19 protein-coding genes and 1 pseudogene are annotated in these 20694 nt (G+C 59.4%); 19 read left to right on the top strand and 1 reads right to left on the bottom strand.

Going from position 1 to position 20694, the window contains the following annotated elements; translation table 11 throughout:
• Both EN984_RS01090 and EN984_RS01095 read left to right on the top strand, forming a co-directional pair.
• Positions 1-1607, top strand: a 1607-nt coding sequence (locus EN984_RS01090; protein WP_164765357.1) for a fatty-acid--CoA ligase, incomplete at its 5' end; no start/stop codon positions are given.
• 80 nt (positions 1608-1687) lie between these two features.
• Entirely contained in the window at positions 1688-2473 is a 786-nt protein-coding gene (locus tag EN984_RS01095; protein WP_127270452.1) for a DUF1499 domain-containing protein, read from the top strand.
• Positions 2474-2505: 32 nt separating this feature from the next.
• Here EN984_RS01095 and EN984_RS01100 read toward each other — a convergent pair whose 3' ends face one another.
• Entirely contained in the window at positions 2506-3414 is a 909-nt protein-coding gene (locus EN984_RS01100) for an MBL fold metallo-hydrolase (RefSeq protein WP_127270451.1), read from the bottom strand.
• A gap of 117 nt (positions 3415-3531) precedes the next feature.
• Here EN984_RS01100 and EN984_RS01105 point away from each other — a divergent pair, with 117 nt between their 5' ends.
• From EN984_RS01105 to EN984_RS38060, 17 genes and pseudogenes are all read left to right on the top strand, one after another.
• Positions 3532-4122 (top strand): biotin transporter BioY, encoded by a 591-nt coding sequence (locus EN984_RS01105; RefSeq protein ID WP_023808554.1) that lies wholly within the window; start codon positions 3532-3534, stop codon positions 4120-4122.
• 365 nt (positions 4123-4487) lie between these two features.
• Entirely contained in the window at positions 4488-5765 is a 1278-nt protein-coding gene (locus EN984_RS01110; protein WP_236382852.1) for a sugar transferase, read from the top strand.
• A 43-nt stretch (positions 5766-5808) separates the two neighbouring features.
• On the top strand, positions 5809-7083 hold the full coding sequence (locus tag EN984_RS01115; RefSeq protein WP_127268852.1) for a nucleotide sugar dehydrogenase: 1275 nt from the start codon (positions 5809-5811) through the stop codon (positions 7081-7083).
• Positions 7083-8108 carry an NAD-dependent epimerase gene (locus EN984_RS01120; RefSeq protein WP_127268854.1) on the top strand — a complete coding sequence of 342 codons (1026 nt, stop codon included), beginning with the start codon at positions 7083-7085 and terminating at the stop codon, positions 8106-8108. Before EN984_RS01115 ends, EN984_RS01120 begins: the two co-directional genes overlap by 1 nt.
• 97 nt (positions 8109-8205) lie before the next feature.
• On the top strand, positions 8206-9036 hold the full coding sequence (locus tag EN984_RS01125; RefSeq protein WP_164748852.1) for a glycosyltransferase: 831 nt from the start codon (positions 8206-8208) through the stop codon (positions 9034-9036).
• Entirely contained in the window at positions 9033-10301 is a 1269-nt protein-coding gene (locus EN984_RS01130) for a hypothetical protein (protein WP_127268857.1), read from the top strand. Before EN984_RS01125 ends, EN984_RS01130 begins: the two co-directional genes overlap by 4 nt.
• Positions 10294-11070: a class I SAM-dependent methyltransferase gene (locus tag EN984_RS01135; protein ID WP_164748853.1), complete on the top strand. Its 777-nt coding sequence runs from the start codon at positions 10294-10296 to the stop codon at positions 11068-11070. The genes EN984_RS01130 and EN984_RS01135 overlap by 8 nt, the downstream gene beginning before the upstream one ends.
• 89 nt (positions 11071-11159) lie before the next feature.
• On the top strand, positions 11160-11885 hold the full coding sequence (locus EN984_RS01140; RefSeq protein WP_164775885.1) for a methyltransferase domain-containing protein: 726 nt from the start codon (positions 11160-11162) through the stop codon (positions 11883-11885).
• A gap of 12 nt (positions 11886-11897) precedes the next feature.
• Positions 11898-13019, top strand: a complete 1122-nt coding sequence (locus EN984_RS01145) for a glycosyltransferase (RefSeq protein ID WP_127269564.1) — start codon at positions 11898-11900, stop codon at positions 13017-13019.
• Positions 13016-14158 carry a glycosyltransferase family 4 protein gene (locus tag EN984_RS01150; RefSeq protein ID WP_127269563.1) on the top strand — a complete coding sequence of 381 codons (1143 nt, stop codon included), beginning with the start codon at positions 13016-13018 and terminating at the stop codon, positions 14156-14158. The genes EN984_RS01145 and EN984_RS01150 overlap by 4 nt, the downstream gene beginning before the upstream one ends.
• A gap of 56 nt (positions 14159-14214) precedes the next feature.
• Positions 14215-14649, top strand: a complete 435-nt coding sequence (locus EN984_RS01155; protein ID WP_127269562.1) for a hypothetical protein — start codon at positions 14215-14217, stop codon at positions 14647-14649.
• A gap of 767 nt (positions 14650-15416) precedes the next feature.
• Entirely contained in the window at positions 15417-15743 is a 327-nt protein-coding gene (locus EN984_RS01160) for a hypothetical protein (protein ID WP_236382855.1), read from the top strand.
• 328 nt (positions 15744-16071) lie between these two features.
• Positions 16072-16392, top strand: coding sequence for a hypothetical protein (locus tag EN984_RS01165; protein ID WP_127268328.1), 321 nt, complete (start codon positions 16072-16074; stop codon positions 16390-16392).
• Between the two features lie 120 nt (positions 16393-16512).
• Positions 16513-17322 carry a CpsB/CapC family capsule biosynthesis tyrosine phosphatase gene (locus EN984_RS01170; protein WP_127268327.1) on the top strand — a complete coding sequence of 270 codons (810 nt, stop codon included), beginning with the start codon at positions 16513-16515 and terminating at the stop codon, positions 17320-17322.
• Positions 17322-18104, top strand: a complete 783-nt coding sequence (locus tag EN984_RS01175) for a polysaccharide biosynthesis/export family protein (protein WP_027035883.1) — start codon at positions 17322-17324, stop codon at positions 18102-18104. The genes EN984_RS01170 and EN984_RS01175 overlap by 1 nt, the downstream gene beginning before the upstream one ends.
• A 29-nt stretch (positions 18105-18133) precedes the next feature.
• Positions 18134-20512, top strand: a complete 2379-nt coding sequence (locus tag EN984_RS01180; RefSeq protein ID WP_127268326.1) for a polysaccharide biosynthesis tyrosine autokinase — start codon at positions 18134-18136, stop codon at positions 20510-20512.
• Positions 20472-20694: pseudogene (locus EN984_RS38060) on the top strand (hypothetical protein); the annotation flags it as partial. The gene EN984_RS01180 and the pseudogene EN984_RS38060, both read left to right, overlap by 41 nt.

Genomic DNA, 20694 nt, shown 5'->3' on the forward strand with positions numbered 1-20694 from the left:
GGCCGCTGCTTTGCCATAAGCTCATCGACAATGCCGAGCGGCAGCATGGCGTGCGCGAGATCGTGTCGCGCTCGATCGAAGGGCCGATCGTGCGCACCACCTACGCCGACATCCATCGCCGCGCCCTGAAGGTCGCCCAGCGGCTGGAGCGTGACGGTTATGGGATGGGCGACCGTATCGCCACGCTGGCCTGGAACACCGCGCGCCACATCGAGGCCTGGTACGGCATCATGGGCATCGGCGCCATCTACCACACGCTCAATCCGCGGCTGTTTCCCGAGCAGATCGTCTGGATCATGAACCATGCCGAGGACAAGGCTGTCTTCGTCGACCTGACTTTCATGCCGCTGCTCGAGAAGATCGCCGGCGCCGTCAAATCGCTGAAACAGGTGATCGTGCTGACCGACAGGGCGCATATGCCGCCGACGACATTGCCCAACACGGTCGCCTATGAAGATTGGCTTGACGAAGCGGATGGCGACTTCGCCTGGAAGACCTTCGACGAAAGCACCGCCGCCGGCATGTGTTACACGTCCGGGACCACGGGCGATCCCAAGGGCGTCGTCTACAGCCATCGTTCGAACGTGCTGCACGCCATGATCGCTGCCATGCCCGACGCCATGGGACTGTCGTCGCGCGATACGATCCTGCCTGTCGTGCCGATGTTTCACGCCAATGCCTGGGGCCTTGGCCAGAGCGGGCCGATGATCGGTGCCAAGCTGGTCATGCCCGGCTGCAAGATGGATGGCGCCTCGATCTATGAACTGCTCGACACCGAGAAGGTGACCTTCAGCGCCGCCGTGCCGACCGTCTGGATGATGCTGCTGCAGCATCTGGAGGAGACCGGCAAGGAGCTTCCCTATCTCAACAAGGTCGTCATCGGCGGCTCGTCGTGCCCGCGCGCGATCATGACCAAGTTTCAGCAGAACTACGATGTCCAGGTTATCCACGCCTGGGGCATGACCGAAATGTCGCCGCTCGGCACGCTGTGTACCCTGAAGCCGGACCATGCTGGTCTTGAGGGCGAAGCCCGGCTCGACGTCCAGCAGAAACAGGGCTATCCGCCCTTCGGCGTCGAAATGAAGGTGACCGACGACGACAACAACGAGCAGCCTTGGGACGGCAAGACTTTTGGCCGCCTGAAAGTGCGTGGGCCGGCCGTTGCCCGTGCCTATTATGGCGACGCCGGCGTGGAGCAGTTCGATGAGGATGGCTGGTTCGACACTGGCGACGTCGCCCACATCGACGCTGGCGGCTACATGCAGATCACCGATCGCGCCAAGGACGTCATCAAATCCGGCGGCGAATGGATTTCGACCATCGACCTCGAGAACCTGGCTGTCGGCCATCCCGATGTCGCCGAGGCGGCAGCCATCGGCGTTCAGCATTCGAAATGGGGCGAACGGCCGCTGCTGGTCGTCGTCCGCAAACCGGGCAAGGAACCGACCAAGGCTGACATTCTCGGCTTCATGGACGGCAAGGTAGCCAAATGGTGGATGCCGGACGATGTCGCTTTCGTCGGCGAAATTCCGCACACCGCAACCGGCAAGATCCAGAAGATCACCTTGCGCCAGCAATTCAAGGACTATCGCCTGCCGACCGATTGACGCGATGGTGCATGTTTCGGCTTCATGCCATCGCAAAAAGGCACTAAGTCTCCGTTCGGGTTGGGGCAGCACGGAAAACGATGGCTAGCATTCCTGAACGGCAAACGTCGAAGGCGGCCGGCTGGTCGCGGCGCACGGCCGCTTTTTCGTTGGTGCTGCTGCTGACGGTCTTCGTCGGCCATCGCTTCGATCTCGTCGAAACACCTGTCTTTCTGTGGGTGCTCGGCATTGTCGCGCTGCTGGCGGCGATGGCGCTGTTGTTTGCCGGGTTTGCCTTTTCGCGGCTGTGGAATTTCGGCGACCGCGGCGGCCGCGACCTGACGGGCGGCGCGCTGCTGGCATTGCTGGTGCTCGCACCCTACGGCGTCGCCGCCTACTGGGCGACGATCTATCCGCCGCTCAGGGATATCTCGACGGATTTCGACGAACCGCCGGCGCTCGACGTGAGCGACCGGACGAAGGATATGAACGTGCTTGCGCCGTCGACGCCTGGGGAACAGCGGCTGCAGGCCGATAGCTATCCGCTGGTCAGCGCACGCAGCTACGACCTGCCGTTCGAGACTGTCGTCAATGCCGTCGAAACCGTACTCGACCGGCGCGACTGGGAGCTGTCGGAGCCCTATCCCGATCTCGCCGGGCAAAGCGAGGTGACCATCACCGCCGTCGCCAAGGGCTTCGTGATCGGCCTTCCCGCCGATGTGGCGATCCGCGTGACGGACGATGGCGACACGGTCATCGTCGATATGCGGTCGGCATCCCGCTACGGCCGCTACGACCTTGGCGACAATGCCGCGCGCATCACCGAATTCCTGGCGGAGCTCGACCAGGAAGTCGCCGGTCAGGTCGGCGCCGCGCCAGCCGAATAAGGCTTCGGCACTTAGCAGCGGTCCAGGTTGGCCTATCCGGCCGGCGTGAAAATGCCGTCGATGGCCGGTGCGCCGTCTGTCGTGACCAGACCGCGCGCCGTCAGATCCTCGAGATGGGCAAGCACCGACAATCCGGCGGCGCCATGCAGCCGCGGGTCGGTGTCCCTGTAGATCGCCTTGACCATGTCCACGATCGTCCGGTCGCCTTCTCTGACCCGCTCCAGAATGGCGCGCTCGCGCATCTTGCGATGCGTCTTCAACCCGCGCATGAAAGCGCGCGGTGCTGTCACCGGCCCGCCATGTCCTGGCAACAGCAAGCGGTCCCCGCGTTCGATCAAGCGGTCCAGCGAGGCCATGTAGTCGGCCATCGCTCCATCCGGCGGGGCGACGATGGAGGTTGCCCAGGCCATGACATGATCGGCCGAAAACAGGATGCCGGTTCCCTGCAGCGCGAACGCCGCATGATTGGCGGTGTGGCCCGGGGTCAGAACCGTCCTGATCGACCAGCCGTCGCCGTCGACCACCTCGCCGTCGGGCAGGGCGACATCAGGGATGAAAGCCGTGTCGGCACTGGCATCGAGCGCATTGGTCTCGCCGATATGCAGGGCTCTTGCCGGCCGGTGCGGCCCCTCTGCCAGCACGAGGGCGCCGGTGCGCTCTTTCAGCCGGGCCGCCAGCGGGGAGTGGTCGCGATGCGTGTGGCTGACGAAGATATGGCTGACCGGCCGGCCTGCGATCACCTCGATCAGGGTCCGCAGATGCGCCTCGTCCTCCGGCCCCGGATCGATCACCGCCAGCGTATCGCGGCCAACAACGTAGCTGTTGGTGCCGTGAAAGGTGAAGGGGCTTGGATTGCGGGCCGTGATGCGCTGGACATCGGGCGCGACATTCACCCCCTGGCCATAGAAGGGGTCGAAGCCGGTATCGAATTTCAGTGCCATGCATCGGTGCCTTGTTTCGGGAAACGGCAAAACCGATTGCCGCACAACACGCAAGCCAATATAGGAGGATGTGAGGCCGCGAACATCGGAGTGCGGCAATCGGATTGGGGAAATACCATGGCAATTGCAACTACGATGCGTCCGCTTGTTTCTCTGGCTCTGCCGCAAAACGGCGCGGCGCGGCTGGCAACGCAGCTTTTCCTGGCCATCGCCGGAACGCTTGTGCTGACACTGTCGGCCAAGACCAAGGTAATGCTCGGGCCGGTCGACATTTCGATGCAGACGCTGGCCGTGCTGCTGATCGCCGCCGCCTTCGGCATGCGTCTCGGCGTCGCCACCCTGCTGCTCTACATGGCCGAGGGCGCCATGGGCTTCCCCGTCTTCCAGAGCACGCCTGAAAAGGGTCTCGGCATTGCCTACATGCTCGGCTCGACCGGCGGCTATCTCGCCGGCTTCGTGGTCATGGCGGCAATTGTCGGCTGGGCGGCGGATCGCGGCTGGGACCGCCATCCAATCAAGCTTTTCAACGCCATGCTGGTTGGCGAAGTCGTCATGATGGCAATGGGCTTTGCCTGGCTGGCGCTGCTCATCGGTCCGGAAAAGTCGTGGCAGTTCGGCGTCGTGCCGTTCATCGTCGGCGACCTGATCAAGGTGGCGCTCGCGGCAAGCCTGGTGCCGGCCGTCTGGACGCTGCTGAAGCGCGGCTGAAGCGCGCGATCGAAGAAACGGCCAGGGGCAATCAAGCCACTGGCCGGAGCGGCGTCACTGGCGGATTTCCGGTCTGATGTCCGCCAACCTCGATAGATTGTCGGTTATATCGCCCTAGACGCTGCGACATCTTCAGTAATGATCATTAAGTCGCTTTATTAGCCCAGGCTTTTCAATTTCCCGAACTGTTGATCTGAGAAATAGATGCTTGCTGGCGCGGCCGCGCTGTCGTAGCTCTTGGTCTTCGACTGTATCGAATCGCCGGGGGGCGAGACGTCCGATTCGTTGTTGTGAACGATCAGGTCAGATGCACTATCGCGCTGGTCTGTCGCCGATACGGCAGCTTCGGGGAAGGGGGGAAGACGTTGAATGTCGCAGCGTCGACTATTGTCGGAAGCCGGCACTTCCTGTTCAGGATTCGGTTTCAACTGCTTGGCGGACTGACATTCGCGATTTTTGCGCCGGCGATCATCCGGATTGTCTTCAATCCTGAATTCATCTATTCGGCCAATCTTCAGGTAACAGTAGCCGCTGCGGTCATCGCGCACCTTGTGGGCTTCTTGTCTTATCGCCGCATCGGAAATTTCCCGGGCGTGGCCGCGGCAAGTTACATCTTGCCGACATTTGCCCTGTCCTACGGGGCTGTTTTCCTGACCATCTTCTTTTTTCGGTTCGAGTACAGCCGGTTTCAGGCTGCCGCCAGTTTCACGCAGTCCACGCTCTGGTACTTCGGCCTGAGCCTGTTGACGCGGCGTCTCGATCCGTACCGGCTCGTGGTGATTCCCGGCGGAGATGTCGAGCGCCTCAAGACGTTACCGGGTGTGCATTGGTTTTGGATCAAGTCGACCAGTACGATAATCGAAAGAGCCAGCGGCGTGGTCGTTGATCTGCGTGCCGATCTTGGCGCGGAATGGGAACGATACATCGCGGATCGGGCCCTTTCGGGAACGCCCGTATACCACGTCAAGCAGGTCAGAGAGTCGCTGACCGGTCGGGTCGAGATCGAGCACCTGTCGGAAAACACGCTTGGTTCGCTCAATCCGAACCAGGCCTATCTCAAGATCAAGCAGGCGGTCGACTGGGTCTCGGCACTTGTCTTGATCATCGTTCTTTCCCCCGTTCTGGCGTTGATAGCGCTGCTGATCCGGCTGGATTCCGATGGTCCTGCGCTGTTTCGCCAGCAACGCATGGGCTACCGGGGCAAGATCTGCACGGTCTACAAGTTTCGCTCGATGCGCCAGCACTCTGGCGCCGGCAGCGACAAGGAAAGGGCGATCACCAGGCACGACGATGACCGCATCACCAGAGTCGGGCGTTTCCTGCGAAAATCCAGGATCGACGAACTGCCGCAGGTCATCAACATCCTGCGTGGCGAAATGAGTTGGATCGGACCGCGGCCGGAAGCTGTCGTGCTGTCGCAGTGGTACGAGGCTGAGCTGCCATTCTACCGCTACAGGCATATCGTCAGGCCGGGCATAAGTGGGTGGGCACAAGTAAATCAGGGGCATGTGGCTGCCGTCGATGACGTTATGGGAAAATTGCACTATGATTTCTATTACATAAAGAACTTTTCGCCTTGGCTGGACGTTTTGATAACTCTCAAGACGCTGAAAACGATGCTTACCGGCTTTGGTGCGAGATAACCAATGCGAAGCATGGCTCTGGAATAGCAAGCGCAGGAAGCAGATGGATCTCGCCTCCAGGAAAATAGCGATCATCGGGCTTGGCTATGTCGGCCTGCCGCTGGCGGTCGCCTTCGGCGCCGGCAGGGATGTCGTCGGTTTCGACATCGACCAGTCGAGGGTGGACGCGCTGAGGCGTGGCGACGACCATACGCTGGAAGCCAGCAGCGATGAGATCAGTGCTGCGTCGCGGCTGACATTCACCACCGACAAGGCCGCTCTGCGCGATTGCGGGATTTTCATCGTCACGGTTCCGACGCCGATCGACAGGGCCAACCGTCCGGATCTGAAACCGCTGATCATGGCATCGACTTTGGTCGGTGAGGTCATATCGCCAGGCGCGGTGGTGATCTTCGAATCGACGGTCTATCCCGGCTGCACGGAAGAGGTGTGCGCGCCGCTGATCGAGAAACATTCGGGCCTGCGCTACAATGAGGGGTTCTTCCTCGGCTACAGTCCCGAGCGCATCAATCCGGGCGACCGCGAGCATCGGTTGCAAACGATCGTCAAGGTCACCAGCGGCTCGACGCCGGAAGCGGCCGAAGGTATCGATGCGCTCTATGCCTCGATCGTGCCGGCAGGCACACACCGTACCTCGAGCATTGCGGTCGCCGAAGCGGCCAAGGTCATCGAGAACACTCAGCGCGACCTCAACATCGCGCTGATGAACGAGCTGTCGCTTATCTTCGGCAAGCTCGGCATCGACACGTCCGAAGTGCTGGAAGCCGCCGGCACCAAATGGAATTTCCTGCGCTTCACGCCTGGTCTCGTCGGCGGCCACTGCATCGGCGTCGATCCCTACTATCTCACCCACAAGGCCCAGGAACTCGGCTATCATCCGGAGGTGATTCTTGCTGGCCGCCGTATCAATGACGGCATGGGTCGGCACGCGGCGGATCAGACGGCCCGCCTGATGATGCGCAAGGGAATACCTGTCGTTGGCAGCCGGATTCTGGTGATGGGCGCGGCCTTCAAGGAAAATTGCCCGGACCTGAGGAATTCCAAGGTCGCCGATATCGTTGCCCAACTGAAGGAATACAACGCCGGCATCGACATATGGGACCCCTGGGTCGACGCGCAGGAATGCGCGCGTGCCTTCGGCGTGGCCAGCATGAAGGACATTCCCGACATGCGTTATGACGGCGTTATCGTGGCCGTCGGCCACAGGCAGTTCCGCGCGTTGGGCGTCGACGGCCTGATGGCGCTTTGCAAGACCCCGGGCGTCATCTACGACATCAAGGGTCTGTTCCCCAGGCATGTCACGGATGGGCGTTTCTGATGAAGGTTCTGGTCACCGGCGCGGCCGGCTTCATAGGATATCACGTAGCGAAGCGGCTGCTGGAGCGCGGTGACGAGGTCGTCGGCATCGACAACGTCAACGACTATTACGATCCGCAGATCAAGGAGGCGAGGCTGCGGCTTCTGAACGAGGCGAGCCGTAAGACCAATGCCGGCTATCATTTCATCCGCGGCAATCTCGCCGACAAGAGCGTGGTCGACGCCTGCTTTGCCGACCATGCATTCGACCGGGTGATCCATCTCGCCGCCCAGGCCGGGGTTCGCTACAGCCTGGAAAACCCGCATGCCTATGTCGAAAGCAACATCATCGCCTACACCAACGTGCTGGAGGCCTGCCGCAACAGCGCCGTCGCGCACCTGACCTATGCCAGCACGTCGAGTGTCTACGGCGCCAACACCGACATGCCGTTTTCCGAGCATCGTCCGGCCGACCATCCGCTGCAGTTCTACGCCGCGACCAAGCGCGCCAACGAGCTGATGGCGCACAGCTACAGCCATCTGTTCCGATTGCCGACGACCGGTCTTCGCTTCTTCACGGTGTATGGTCCCTGGGGGCGCCCGGACATGGCGCTGTTCCTGTTCACCAAAAACATCCTTGCCGGTGAGCCGATCAAGCTGTTCAACAACGGCAACCACACGCGCGACTTCACCTATGTCGATGACATCGCCGAAGGCGTGATCCGCGCCAGCGACAGCCCGGCCACGGGCAATGCCGCCTGGGACTCCAGCCGTCCGGATCCGGCCACAAGCAGCGCCCCCTGGCGCATCTTCAACATCGGCAACAACAACCCGGTGAAGCTGACCGCCTATGTCGAGGCGCTGGAAAACGCGCTGGGCCGCAAAGCCATCGTCGAACTCTTGCCGCTGCAGCCCGGCGACGTGCCCGATACCTTCGCCGACACCTCGGCGCTGGAGCAGGCGGTCGGCTACCGCCCGGCGACGACGGTGACCGAGGGCGTCGGGCGGTTCGTCGAGTGGTACAAGGCGTATTTTGCGCGGGGATAGGGTTCGGCGTTTCCCGGCTGATCCGCGCTGTTCCATGATCACTTAACCAGGAGCAGATGGAATCGATACGGCTCGCAAACAGGCAGTCTGCAATCCATTGCAGTCCCAGGCGCTACTGAGCGTCTGCATCCCCACGTTCAATCGGCGGGATCGCGTTGCGGCGCTGGTTCAGCAACTGTTGCGTACGGACTGTCCGTTGCAGATATGCGTCCATGTCGACGGTTCGACCGACGGAACGAACGAAGCGCTTGCGGAAATCGCGTCTCGCGATGCCAGTTTGGTGGTCACCACCGGCCCGAATGACGGCAGAGGCCGTGCGATGTTTTCGGCGATTGCTTCCGCCACTGGCGACTATTGCATGGTCTTCGATGATGACGACGATCTCTTCACCGATCGCTTGCCGGAGGTCTGTGAGCACCTCTCGCAGAGAGGTGTCGATCAGAAGATTGCGGGTTTTGTGTTCTCGATGGCTCTTGGCCACCCAGAGACCGCAGCAGAGCCGTTTCCGTCGGAACGGACAAACCTGATAAAGATGCGGGCCGACGAACGGGTGGTCGGCGACAAGAAGGAGGTCATCAAAACTCCTTTGCTTAAACGGGTTGCCGTGCCCCCAGCGGGGCGGTTCCGCCGCGTTCCAACATCTCTTCTCTGGTCCAGATTGGCGATCGAATACGACGTTATCTGTGTCAATGTCGAGATTGGACGAAAACGATATTTGCCGGAGGGGATGACGGCAAGGATTCGGCTTCTTCAGCGACAAAATGCATACCCGATGTTGTTGCTGAACTTGAACTACATCAAGGCGTTCTGGCTAGGACGATATCGGTCGGTTCGGTTCCTGGGCAAGGCGGTTCTTGCCTGTTTGAGCTTTGGTGTCTTGAGTTTCCCGTTCTTGCTCAAGAGGTCATTCGTGCGGGTGACTTCATGAAAGAAGCCAGCTTGTGGAAGTTGGTGGAAGCCATCGTAATACGAATTGTTCCTGGTCTTCTGAACATAGCGACGTTGCTGTACATCGGCAGCCATCTGGAGACTGGACAGTACGGTATTTTCAGCACGACGATTGCGACAGTTTCATTTATTTCGACACTTGTTTTTGGAGTCGCGACCTATTCGATAATGCCGATTTCCGCAAAAATGCATGCCGCGGGAATGGGTAGAGAGTACGTATCGTCCATTTTGACCGTGCTCGCAGTTGTGGCGTTGTTTGTCGTCCTGGCTGGACTGGCACTGACGTGGCTGGGATTTGGCAATGCCGTTGCCGCGACCATCATCGTTTCTTTCGGCTTGCACACCGCACTTCAAGAGATTTTGAGGTCACAACTGCGTTTGTGGGCGTACGGTTGGTCGGCGATTTGCCAGGCCGTCGCATACCAGGCAGGAGCCATAATCCTGCTTGTCGGCGATGCGAAAGTAGGCTCGGCTCTTGCAGCCTTTTCGCTCAGCTATTTCGTCGGAGCGCTGATTTCATTTGCCTTCCTGGGACCTATGAATCTGAGACGGCCTGGCTTTTCCTATCTTGCCGGGTCTCTGGTCACAGGCTGGGGATTTGTGTTGAGCAATCTGGCCGAGAGCGGCGTGTTTGTCGGCATTCGATACATTGTTTTGTTGCTTGGCTCCGAGACCCATCTCGGTGTCTTCTCGTTTTGCGTCGATCTTTCACAACGGTCCGTCGGCTTCTTCATGAATGCGGCCAGCTTCGTATTTGTGCCAAGGGCGTTTCTCAGTGCCGCAAATGGAAACGTCAGGCAGTTTCGGCGCGGACTGTTCGAGGGAGCGGCCATCGCACTCATTTTTGCGACCGTGGCCGCGGCCGGAATAGTTGGCCTGTTTTTCTCGGGCCATGCATCCGGATGGCTGGGGAAGTCTTTTGATCCTGTGGTGTTCGGGATCGTTTCTTGTGCTGTTCTGGTCAACAGGACGAAAAAAGTGATCATCGATCCGTTTGCGCTTCGGTCGAGCAAAGCGATGACGTTGACCTATTCCTACGCGATAGGGGCGTTGGCTTGCTGTTGTCTGGCGGCATTGGGCCTTTGGTGGCGGGTGCCTCTTGGCAGTGAAATGGCATTTTTGTTCGGATATGTCGTTGCCGCTGGCTGTTCCTTTTTCGCATTGAGGAATGTGATTGCAGATCAAGGGCCTGGTGCGAAACAGCGCACCGTTTTGATGGTCGGTCCGGATGCCAGAAATGAATGAGAAGAAAGCATTCTACGACGAGAAAAACAGGCGCATCGTCCATGTCGGCACGGTGGCTGATGACGACTATTGGGATTCTCACTGGGCCGAAGGGATTGTCTTGAGGCCGGATCGCTTTGTCGTTGAAACCACCAAGCGATACCTGACCGGATCGGCCAAGATCCTGGACGCTGGATGTGGCTTGGCCAATACGGTCCATGGCCTCGACCAGGCAGGCTTTTCCGCCTACGGGATCGACTTCGCGCAGAAGACCGTGGGGATGGTGAATCGTGCCGCGCCCCATTTGCAAGTGACCGTGGGGGATGTTCGAGCAACGGGCTTCGCGGACGAATTCTTCGATGGGGTGTGGTCTCTGGGGGTGATCGAGCACTTCTTCGACGGTTACGATGAGATCGCATTGGAGATGAAGCGCATCATCCGGTCAGGAGGAGTTGCCTTCGTGACAGTGCCGAGCATTTCTCCTCTCCGACGGCTGAAGATCAGAATGGGTCTCTATCCCAGGTTTCCAGGTGAACAGGCCGGATTTTACCAGTTCGTTCTTGAGCCGTCTTCGATTGTTTCCAGTTTCGAACAGCACGGCTTCAAGCTTCTGGAATCACAGCCGAGGGGAGGCTTCAAGGGGCTGAAGGACGAGACATTTTTCTCCAAGCCGATGCAGGCCTGGTACGACAGCAAGAATGGAATCCTGAGAGGCTTGCGTGCTGCTGTGGACCGGTTGCTCGGCCCATTTTCGCATCATACGCGGCTCTACGTCTTCCACAGGATATAGCGCGGATGTCAAATCCGAGTGGGCGCAGATCGCCAAACGAAACCGGTGGTGAAGCAGTGTCGATATGGCGAAAGTTTGTTCGCACGAATGTGGCCATTTCCGAGTTCCTGGACAGTGCTCTGCCGCGGCGCCTTCGCATCGACGGCAACCGGACCTTTGCGACGGAGATAGCACCTCCCTTACTTACCTCAAACGCACGGGTTTACGATCTTGGCGGGGGTGCCAGGCCGTTCGTCAGTCTTTCGGAGAAGCGGCGCCTGGGGCTTTTTGTCGTTGGGCTCGACCTCGACGCGGAAGAGTTGTCGAAAGCGCCACGCGGAATATACGACGAGGAGATTGAAGCGGACCTTACCTCGTTTAGGGGGAGGGGCGATGCCGACGTCGTCATTTGCCAGGCAACGCTCGAGCACGTCCGTGATGGCGAGGGCGCCCTGCGCGGCATTGCCAGTTGCGTGAAACCGGGAGGCATGGTTGCCATTTTCTCGCCCTCGCGCAACGCCGTTTTTGCCAGATTGAATCGGGTCCTGCCGGAGGGGATGAAGCGACGGCTGCTTTTTGCGATCTATCCTGAAAAGGGCATGGGTCATGACGGGTTTCCGGCCTTCTACGACAAGTGCTTGCCCAGTGACGTCGAAACAATCGCAAAACGGAACGACCTGGAACTTATCGAGCGCCGTCTGTTCTGGAAAAGCTCCTACTTCTATTTTTTCGTGCCGGCCTTTCTTGCCTGGCGCATCTGGTTAGGCGTTTCCGCCCTGTTCCTCCGCAAGGATGCCGCTGAAACCTACGCCTATGTCTTTCGGCGAAAACAGTGAGTTCCCGCGGCCATGAAAAGGAAGCTCGCGCTGATCGCCATTCCGCTCGACAGAAGAGGCGGTGCCGAAACCGTCCTGAAACTTGTTGCGCGCGCACTCGCGAGGCGACCCGACTGGGACGTCGAAATCGGCTTCTTGGGTAGCCAGGCGGCGGGCGAGGCCGCTGGATCACACCAGGACGGAATTCGGTGCAGCTACGGCTTTGGCGGCGGCAAGGCCATGAGCGAGTTTTTGCTCGCCCCGCGGCTGATCCGGCGTCGGTACGATTTGGTGTTCTCGAGCCACGCACGGGTAAACTCGTTTCTGGCTGCCGCCCGAAGCGTTGGACTTCTCCGCAGCCATAGGCTGGTCGCCCGCGAGTCCACGGTACTTCTGGATCGCTTCAAGGGTCCTCGCGCGCTCGCTTACAAGGCGCTCTATGCTGCCTATGGCAGCCAGGACATGATAGTCGCGCAAACGAGCTATATGAATGAACGCCTGCGTGACGTATTGCCCCGGCGAGCAATCGCCAAGCTGTGTACTTTGCCCAACCCGGTCGACGAAGATCTCATCGTCAAAATGTCCATGGAAGCATTGTCCGGGCACGACGCCGAGATACTTTCCCGCCGTCCGCAGATAGTCTGGTGCGGCCGGCTGATTGATGTGAAGCGTCCGACGATCGCGGTTGATGTGCTGGCCGAAGTCAGACGAAGGACCGGCGAGGATTATGAGCTGACCATGGTTGGCTCTGGCCCCATGGAAGCGGAGTTGAGAGCCCGCGCCGGCAAGCTTGATCTGGCCTCGCGACTAAATCTGCTCGGCCAGAGAGACAACCCGTTTCCGCTGTTTCGCGCAGCGCGTGCCGGCATGCTCACGTCGGCGACGGAGGGATTTCCCAACGTCCTTCTGGAAATGATGGCTTGCCGGATTCCCGGCATCGTCACCACCCCCTGTGCGGGAGATCTGGACATGCTGTCGGGCCTGGAGATTTCAGCCGGCTTTGGCGCGTCGGAAATTGCGGAAGCACTGCTGAAGATCATTCAAGGCGGTGATCGGTCGGCCTTGTACGGAAAGACCTTGTCGGAAAGATCGCCGGATCGGTTTGCGGATATGCTGTTGAGAGCGCCGTCGTCATATCCGGGTGGGCAGCGATGACGGCCGTTGCTCGCAACAAGATAGTCGTCTCGATAAACACATCCTGGAATGTCGTCAATTTTCGCAAGGGACTGATCGAGGCGCTGCGGAGCCGCGGCTATGACGTGGTCGTCGTCGCGCCGAGAGACGAGTATTCTCCGCTGATTGCGGCCATGGGCTGCCGCTATGTCGAACTCGACATGGACAATTCCGGCACGTCACCGTCGCGGGATTTGGTCCTTCTGTGGCGCTACTGGCGTCTCTTGCGGCGCGAGAGACCGCTGGTGTTTGTCGGCTTCACGATCAAGCCCAATGTGTTCGGCTCCATCGCGGCCAATCTGAACGGCATTCCCGTCATCAACAACATTTCGGGATTGGGGACAGCGTTCGTTCGCGGTGGTCTGCTGCTCAGGATTGCCAAGGCTTTGTACCGGGTGGCATTGGCCCGTTCCAAAATGGTTTTCTTCCAGAATGACGATGACCGGATGCTGTTCGTCGACGAACGCCTGGTTCGCAAGGATCGAACCGCGCTTTTGCCTGGCTCCGGCATCGACCTCGCGCGTTTTGCCCCTTCGCCCGAAGCGCGCACCGGGTCTGGCGCCATCATCTTTCTTCTCGTGGCCCGGCTTCTCTGGGACAAGGGTGTCGGCGAGTTCATCACGGCGGCCCGTCGGGTTTGCCGTGAGGTGCCCGGAGTGCGTTTCCAGCTACTCGGCTTTCTTGATGTCGAAAACCGGACTGCGGTCAGCCGCGAACACGTGGAAAAATGGGTTGGCGAGGGATTGGTCGAATATCTCGGCTCCACCGACGATGTGCGGCCTTTCATGCGTGGCGCCGATTGTGTCGTGTTGCCCTCCTACAGGGAGGGAACGCCGCGCTCGCTGCTCGAGGCGGCTGCGATGGGCAAGCCGCTGATCGCAACCGACGTGCCAGGATGCAGGGAAGTGGTGGACCACGCGGTCAATGGCTTCCTATGCAAGGTGAGGGACTCTGATGACCTTGCGAGCAAGATGGTCGAGTTTGCGCGGCTGGACGACTCGTCCAGGGACAGGATGGGGGCCCAGAGCAGAAACAAGGTCGAGCGGCAGTTTTCGGAAACGATCGTCATCGAGAAGTACATGCAGCAGATAGAAAGACTGAGCGCCCTTGCGACGAAATGAGCGGACCGGGCCCACCGGTCGGATGGAGGATGGTTTTGTCAGTCAGGAACATAGCGTTGCTTGCCGTCGTGGCTGTTTTGTTTGGTGTTGGCTTTCTGGGCATCATCGTGATGCAGAGGGGCGGCCCGTCCCCCGCGAAGCCGGTAGCCGAGCTCAAGCCGTTTGAAGGCAAGCTCTCCATTCCATCGGTCGATGATCTGCGTGTCGGCGGTCGCAAGATCCTGCTGTGCGGGGCGGCGTTTTCCAGGCCTCAGGCCATGCGCCTCCTGGTGACGGAAGCGGCGCGCCGAGACTACCAGGGGCTCGTCCTGGCCTGCAAACCTGTCGGTTCCGGAACACCTTGCGACGGCAAGATCGCTTCCAGGGTTGGCGATACCCTTGTTGTGCAGTGCCTGACGGCTGAGGGGGAAGATTTGGCCACCATACTTACGCAGGGCGGAATTCTCTGCGGCCAGCCGGTTCAGGCCGGCGCAACGTACAAACCTTGCTGAGCAGGTCGCCAGTACAGACCGGAGGCTCTTGCGGCGAAGTGAGTGGGTCTTGTTCTCAAGCTGGCCGGCGCCCGCATTTGGGTATTTATGGGTCCTTTATTGGGTATGCCGGTTCTTGATCGAGGTGGGGGCATGGAGCCAGATCTCTATGGCCGATAGATGAGAAATGGGTAGCCGAGCCGGCCACCTACCCCGTTGGCCGCGATTGGTATCGAGCCGATCTCGAATTACATGCTGTCAGCACGACCAATGGTCGAAATCGCGCGGCTGCCATCAAGGAGTATCTACCGAAAAATGTATCGATAATTCAATATATTAGGTGGCTGGCGAAAGGTTTGGCGCGCTCAGCTTGGTCAAAGCTTATCGAGCCAGTCACCGCGGAAAGGAGAGCTCAAATTTTTGCCCGATGGTAAGAAACCTGTGACAGGTAGTCGAAAACTATTAATGCGATCTGGCTAAAGTACTGTGCTTGGACAGACACGCGTCAGCTTAAATCGCCTCGCGCGCGCGAAACAGGTTGGAATTGTGGCCAAAAACTGGTACGCGCTGATGCAATGCCTTTGACTGGGTGCGTCTGAAGTGGTGCAGCAAGAAGGGATCGAAGACTGATGAGCCTTGTGGTTAAAACTGCGCTTGCCGTATTTGTCGTGTCAATCGGGTTTGGTTCAGCTTCATCGTTTGCCCAGGATGCTTCGTGCAGCTGCGCGACACCCTATCAAGGTTCGGCAAACCCGATCGGATCCATCCGTTCCGCCACCGGTGATGTGATGGTGTCGCAGACGGCGGGCTATGGCGCTGCCAAGGTTGGAAGCGCGCTCGATTTCGGCAGCCGTGTGGTGGTTGGCGCCAACGGCGCGGCCTCCGTTCTGGTCGGCGGCTGCAATCTGGAGGTTTCGGCCAATTCGAGCCTCGACGTTTCCCGCCTTGGCAACAACATTTGCCTCAAGCTTGTCGGCTCTGAGCAGACGGCTGCTATTCAGCCCTCCGGCGGCGGCGCCGGGTTCGGTCCGCCGGAGGCGATTTTCGCCGGGGCGCTTCTGACGTCTGGCGTGCTCGCGGCGACGCAGGATGACGACAACGGCGTCAGCCGCTGACGAAGATATGGCGGCATCGGCCGCTGTAGAGAAAGGTCTGGATAGGCGGGCTGGCTGGTTTATTGGGTTTGTTAACCATATTGTTCTATTGCTTGGGGCGGGGCGGGCTGTAATTTGTACCAACAGGGCGAGTTACAGGTTTTGGCGGGGTAAAATGATGAGTTGCCATCGGTTCGGGGTTGCTTTTACTTTTGTTGCATTCGTCGCAGGGGGCGCCCTGTTCGCCGCGCCCGAGGCTGTAGCTCAGCAAACCTGTTCCTGTCTTGCGCCCGTGCCGGCGTCCGCAGACGCGATAGGTCGTCTTACGCAGGTCCGGGGTAATGTGCAGATGTCCCAGGCCGGCGGCTATGCAGGGGTGGATGCCGAGGCGCCGGTGTATGCGGGCGCGCGCATCATGACCGGGGCGCAGGCGTCTGCTTCGCTGGCTATCGGAGCCAATTGCGCGCTCGATATTCCAGCCAATGCCACCGTCAAGGTCGACCCTATCGAAGGCGGCATGTGCGTTTCGCTTGAGACACCGTCTGCGACGATCGTACCCGCCAGCTCAGAACCTGGCATGCTGCCGGTTCTCTTGGGCGGCGCCGCCGTCGGTGGTGCCGCCGCCCTTATTATCGGCCTGCAGGATGACGACGACGCGGTCAGCCGATAGGCGGGATACGACCCCCGCTGTTTTGCGTAAATTTGTCAAATGCGTCATTCGCCTTCATGCGGGTGACGCGTTTCTATTTTGTCGAGGCGAAGCTTTGCCTCCTCTCAACCAGAAACGCCAATGATCGACCTGCATTCACATATCCTGCCCGGTCTCGATGACGGTTCTCCTGACTTGGCCATGTCGCTGGAGATGGCACGGCTGGCAGTGGCCGACGGTACAACGCATATGGCATGTACGCCGCATGTAATGCCTGGGGTTTATGAGAACGCCACGCCAAAGATTGCCGGGGCTGTTCAGGCGTTAGAACTGGAGCTTCATCGCGCTGCCATACCGCTTACCGTATATGTTGGCGCTGATGTTCATCTCGCGCCTGATCTCCCCGATCGATTGAGGCTTGGTACGGTGCCGACTCTGAACGGATCCCGCTATTTCCTGTTCGAACCGCCACATCACATTTTGCCTCCGCGGCTCGAAGACTTCGCCGCCCGTCTCATAGGGGCCGGCTTCGTGCCGATCCTCACTCATCCAGAGCGGTTGACTTGGATCAAGGCGAATTACGACGTCATCGAGAGGTTGAATACGCTAGGCTGCCTTATTCAGCTCACGGCTGATTCTGTGACGGGGGCCTTTGGACGTACGGCGCTCTACTACTCGGAGAAGCTGCTGGATGAGGGCAGGGTGGATATTGTCGCCTCCGACACCCACGGCGCCAGCCGGCGGCGGCCAGGGCTTTCGCAGGCGGTTGTCGCCATCGCGAACCGGTGTGGGGAAGATGAGGCTTACAACATGGCAGTGAAACGCCCGGACGCGATATTGCAAAATCGGCCGCTCGTGCCCATCGGAAAGCAAAGCCCGAGAAAATCGGGGGGCAGCAGTGCGGGGCGGTTTGGCGGATTGGGCCGGTTGTTTAAGAGCGGGGCTCTTTGATGGGCATTTTCGATCTCGCAAGAAGTCATGCGGGCACCGTGCCCGCTTTGCTCGCATCGCTAGCAATATCTGCCTGCGCAAGCACTTCGTCGACATCGACGTCCTCCACCAGTTCTGTCGATGCGCTGCAGCCGACGGCGTCTTCATCGGCGCTCTCTGGCGGTGGTACGCTGCAGGTGGTCAAGGATCTCCCGCCGCCGCAGAATACCCAGAACGGCAGCGAGCAGCCTCTGTCTGCCAACGATGTGCTCGAGGTCAGTGTGTTTCAGGTCGATAATTTGAACAGAACAGTTCAGGTCGACGCGGGCGGACAGATTTCGCTTCCGCTGATTGGGACCATGACTGCAGCCGGCAAGACCGTTCGTCAGCTCGAGAAGGAAATCGAGACTGCCTACGGTGAAAAGTACTTGCAGTCGCCTGACGTGACGATTTTCGTCAAGGAGTCGATTGGCCAGCGCATCACGGTCGATGGTGAAGTCAACAAGGCCGGCATTTATCCGGTGTCCAGCAGCGCTTCCTTGCTCGACGCGATCGCCCTTGCCGGAGGGTTCAATCCGGTCGGTGATGCCGGCAAGGTCTTCGTCTATCGCAATGTCGGCCAAAACAAGCTGGTCGCAAATTACAATGTCGAGGAAATCCGCGCCGGCAAGAACCGCAACCCGCGCATCTATGGCGGCGACGTGGTCGTCGTTTTTGCTTCGAAGTCGAAAATCGCGATGAACAATTTGAAGGATGCGCTGGGCCTCGCCTCCAGCGCTGCCCGCATTGCGGTCATTCCGTAGACACGGACAACCCCAGGATCACCTCGCGCATGCTCGATCGCAACAGGCAGCCCCAACTTGCCGGACCCGGACATGGCCAGGCCCTGTCCGCGGACTCCTATTACGACGTGCCGCAAAACTACGGTCCCTATGGTCGCGACTATGCGGGCCAGGATGAGGGGTTCAACCCGCTCAAGCTGCTTTTATACATCGTCCAGTATCGCTGGCTGATCGTCATGATGGCGGCGGCCGGGCTCGTTGCCGGCGTCATCGTGACGATGATGCAGACACCAAAATACCTGGCGACGACGCAGCTCGAAGTTCTGGTGCCTTCGGCGAAAGTGTTTCAGGACATTGAGGTCGTTTCCGAAAACAGCGACGTCCGGGCCTTCCTGACCGCTCGGGAGAAGCTGAAGAGCCGGGCATTGGCTCAGCGCGTGGTGTTCCAGCTTGGGCTTAGCGAAAAACCGGATTTTCTGTTTCCGACGCCGAGCTTTTCCCCGAGCAATATTGTCTACCGTGCGTTCGGGATGTCCAAGTCACCCTCCATTGAGGAGAAAACGCCTGAAGAGCGCGAGGCAATTGCGATCAAGCGCATCCAGGAAGATCTGACGGTCAATCTGGTCACCAATACGAGCCTGCTATCGATCACCTTCGTCGATCAAAAGCCGAAATATGCAAGCGACGTTGCCAATCAGGTCGCGCAGAGCTTTATCGATCAACGTCTCGATCAGACCAGCGAGACCTCTGATCTGGCACGGCAGTTCATCCAGGAACAGGTTTTGCAGGTGAAGCAAAAGCTGCAGACCTCCGAAGAGGAACTGGTCACCTATGCAAAAGATGCCGGCATCACGGTTACCGGCGATGACAAATCGCTGATCGGCTCCAACATCGAAGCCCTGAACACCGCCCTGGCCACTGCAATCCAGGAGCGTCTTGATGCGGGGCGGGTGGTCGATCAGATAGAAAAAGGCCGCGGGTCGAGCCTCGGTCCGGTTCTGGAAAGCGAAGGTCTGCAGAAGCTTAGCGAAAAGCTGGCGGATCTGACCAGCCAATATCAGCAGAAATTGGGCATCCTGAAGCCCGGTTTTCCGGAAATGCAGCAATTGCAATCGCAGATCAAGGAACTCCAGCGAATCTACAACAACGGCGTGCTGGCGATAACCGATTCGTTGCGGCTGAAATATCAGGAAGCACAGAACAAGGAAGCCGATCTCAAGTCCAAGCTCGCGGAGATGGAGAGGCAGCAGGTCGTCTTCAACGACAAGAATATCAAATACACGATCCTGAAGCGCGAGGTCGACTCCAACCGGTCGCAGTATGACAGCCTTATCGCCAAGCTGAATGAAGTCGGCGTCAGCTCGGAGCTCAAGACGCAAAGCGCTGCGATAGTCGATTTCGCTTCGCTGCCCACAGCCCCCTATTCTCCACGTCTGAGCATCAACCTTGCAGTCGCTCTCGCGCTTTTCATGGCCCTGGCTGCATCGATCATCTACATCATCGAGTTGCTGAACAACACTTTCACCAACCCGGAGCAGATCGAGAAAGAGCTGGGGCTGGCGATGCTCGGCATCCTGCCGCTTGTCGGTGACCGCGAACTCATAGCCAGCATCGCCGATCAAAAATCCGGGCTCTCCGAGGCCTATCGTTCGCTGCGGACATCGCTGCAGTTCTCCGGTGCGGAGGGCGCGCCGCGATCGCTGCTGGTGACCAGTTCGGAACCGTCGGAAGGCAAGTCGACCACGTCGTTCAAGCTTGGCCAGGATTTCGCGGCACTCGGCGCAAGGGTTCTGCTTGTCGACGGCGATCTCCGCAAACCCAACCTGCACCGGCTGTTCGGCCTCGACAATGCGATCGGGTTGAGCAACCTGCTGACTAATACCGTTCGCAAGGACGATCTGCCGGGCATTTTCAGACCGACGAAATACCCTAATGTCACCGTGCTGACGTCCGGAACGATTCCGCCGAATCCGGCCGACCTGCTCTCGTCGCCGAAGATGGCGTTGATCTTGACCAATCTCGGCAAACGCTTCGATCTGGTCATCATCGACGCCCCGCCGGTCGTCGGTCTTTCCGATGCACCAATCCTCAGCCGGCTTGCCGAAGGCACATTGATGGTCGTTTCGACCAATCAGGTCACACGCAAGTCAGCCAAAACGGCACTCAAGCGTCTGCGCTCAGCCGGTGCGAACGTGATCGGAGCGGCGATGTCGAAATTCACGGTCAACAAGTTCGATTACAATTACGCCTATAAATACATGAACTATCAGTACTACGACTATGGCGCGAGTACCCCGAAAATTGAGGGCAAAGTCGATGACGGAGCAGGCGAGCCCGCTCACGCGAAATCTCCGGCGTTCAGGCGTTTGGTTCGTCGCCTCCGTTCTGGTGTTGGCGGTTTCGTCGATAGGGCTAAGTCGGCTTCTTGAGTCGGAAACGCCGGCCGTCTCGCTTGCGCTCGATCCGTTGAATATAGATGCCTTGATAGGCGAAATTGCCGGTCGGCTGAGCGAAACAGGCGACGGTGTTGATCTCGACGTCTTGGCAGCAAAGGCGAGGGGCGCGCTTCGTTTCAACGTCGCGGACGCCCGGCTCTACAGCCTGATAGGCG

Origin of the sequence: Mesorhizobium sp. M7A.F.Ca.CA.004.12.1.1 (assembly GCF_003997835.1) — a bacterium.
Taxonomy (GTDB): Bacteria; Pseudomonadota; Alphaproteobacteria; order Rhizobiales; family Rhizobiaceae; genus Mesorhizobium.

Coding starts and splice junctions, on each gene's coding strand:
- EN984_RS01120 (WP_127268854.1), top strand. CDS start 7,083: ATGAAGGTTCTGGTCACCGGCGCGGCCGGCTTCATAGGATATCACGTA.
- EN984_RS01100 (WP_127270451.1), bottom strand. CDS start 3,414: ATGGCACTGAAATTCGATACCGGCTTCGACCCCTTCTATGGCCAGGGG.
- EN984_RS01145 (WP_127269564.1), top strand. CDS start 11,898: ATGAAAAGGAAGCTCGCGCTGATCGCCATTCCGCTCGACAGAAGAGGC.
- EN984_RS01150 (WP_127269563.1), top strand. CDS start 13,016: ATGACGGCCGTTGCTCGCAACAAGATAGTCGTCTCGATAAACACATCC.
- EN984_RS01170 (WP_127268327.1), top strand. CDS start 16,513: ATGATCGACCTGCATTCACATATCCTGCCCGGTCTCGATGACGGTTCT.
- EN984_RS01115 (WP_127268852.1), top strand. CDS start 5,809: ATGGATCTCGCCTCCAGGAAAATAGCGATCATCGGGCTTGGCTATGTC.
- EN984_RS01130 (WP_127268857.1), top strand. CDS start 9,033: ATGAAAGAAGCCAGCTTGTGGAAGTTGGTGGAAGCCATCGTAATACGA.
- EN984_RS01180 (WP_127268326.1), top strand. CDS start 18,134: ATGCTCGATCGCAACAGGCAGCCCCAACTTGCCGGACCCGGACATGGC.
- EN984_RS01105 (WP_023808554.1), top strand. CDS start 3,532: ATGGCAATTGCAACTACGATGCGTCCGCTTGTTTCTCTGGCTCTGCCG.
- EN984_RS01095 (WP_127270452.1), top strand. CDS start 1,688: ATGGCTAGCATTCCTGAACGGCAAACGTCGAAGGCGGCCGGCTGGTCG.
- EN984_RS01165 (WP_127268328.1), top strand. CDS start 16,072: ATGTCCCAGGCCGGCGGCTATGCAGGGGTGGATGCCGAGGCGCCGGTG.
- EN984_RS01160 (WP_236382855.1), top strand. CDS start 15,417: ATGGTGTCGCAGACGGCGGGCTATGGCGCTGCCAAGGTTGGAAGCGCG.
- EN984_RS01135 (WP_164748853.1), top strand. CDS start 10,294: ATGAATGAGAAGAAAGCATTCTACGACGAGAAAAACAGGCGCATCGTC.
- EN984_RS01175 (WP_027035883.1), top strand. CDS start 17,322: ATGGGCATTTTCGATCTCGCAAGAAGTCATGCGGGCACCGTGCCCGCT.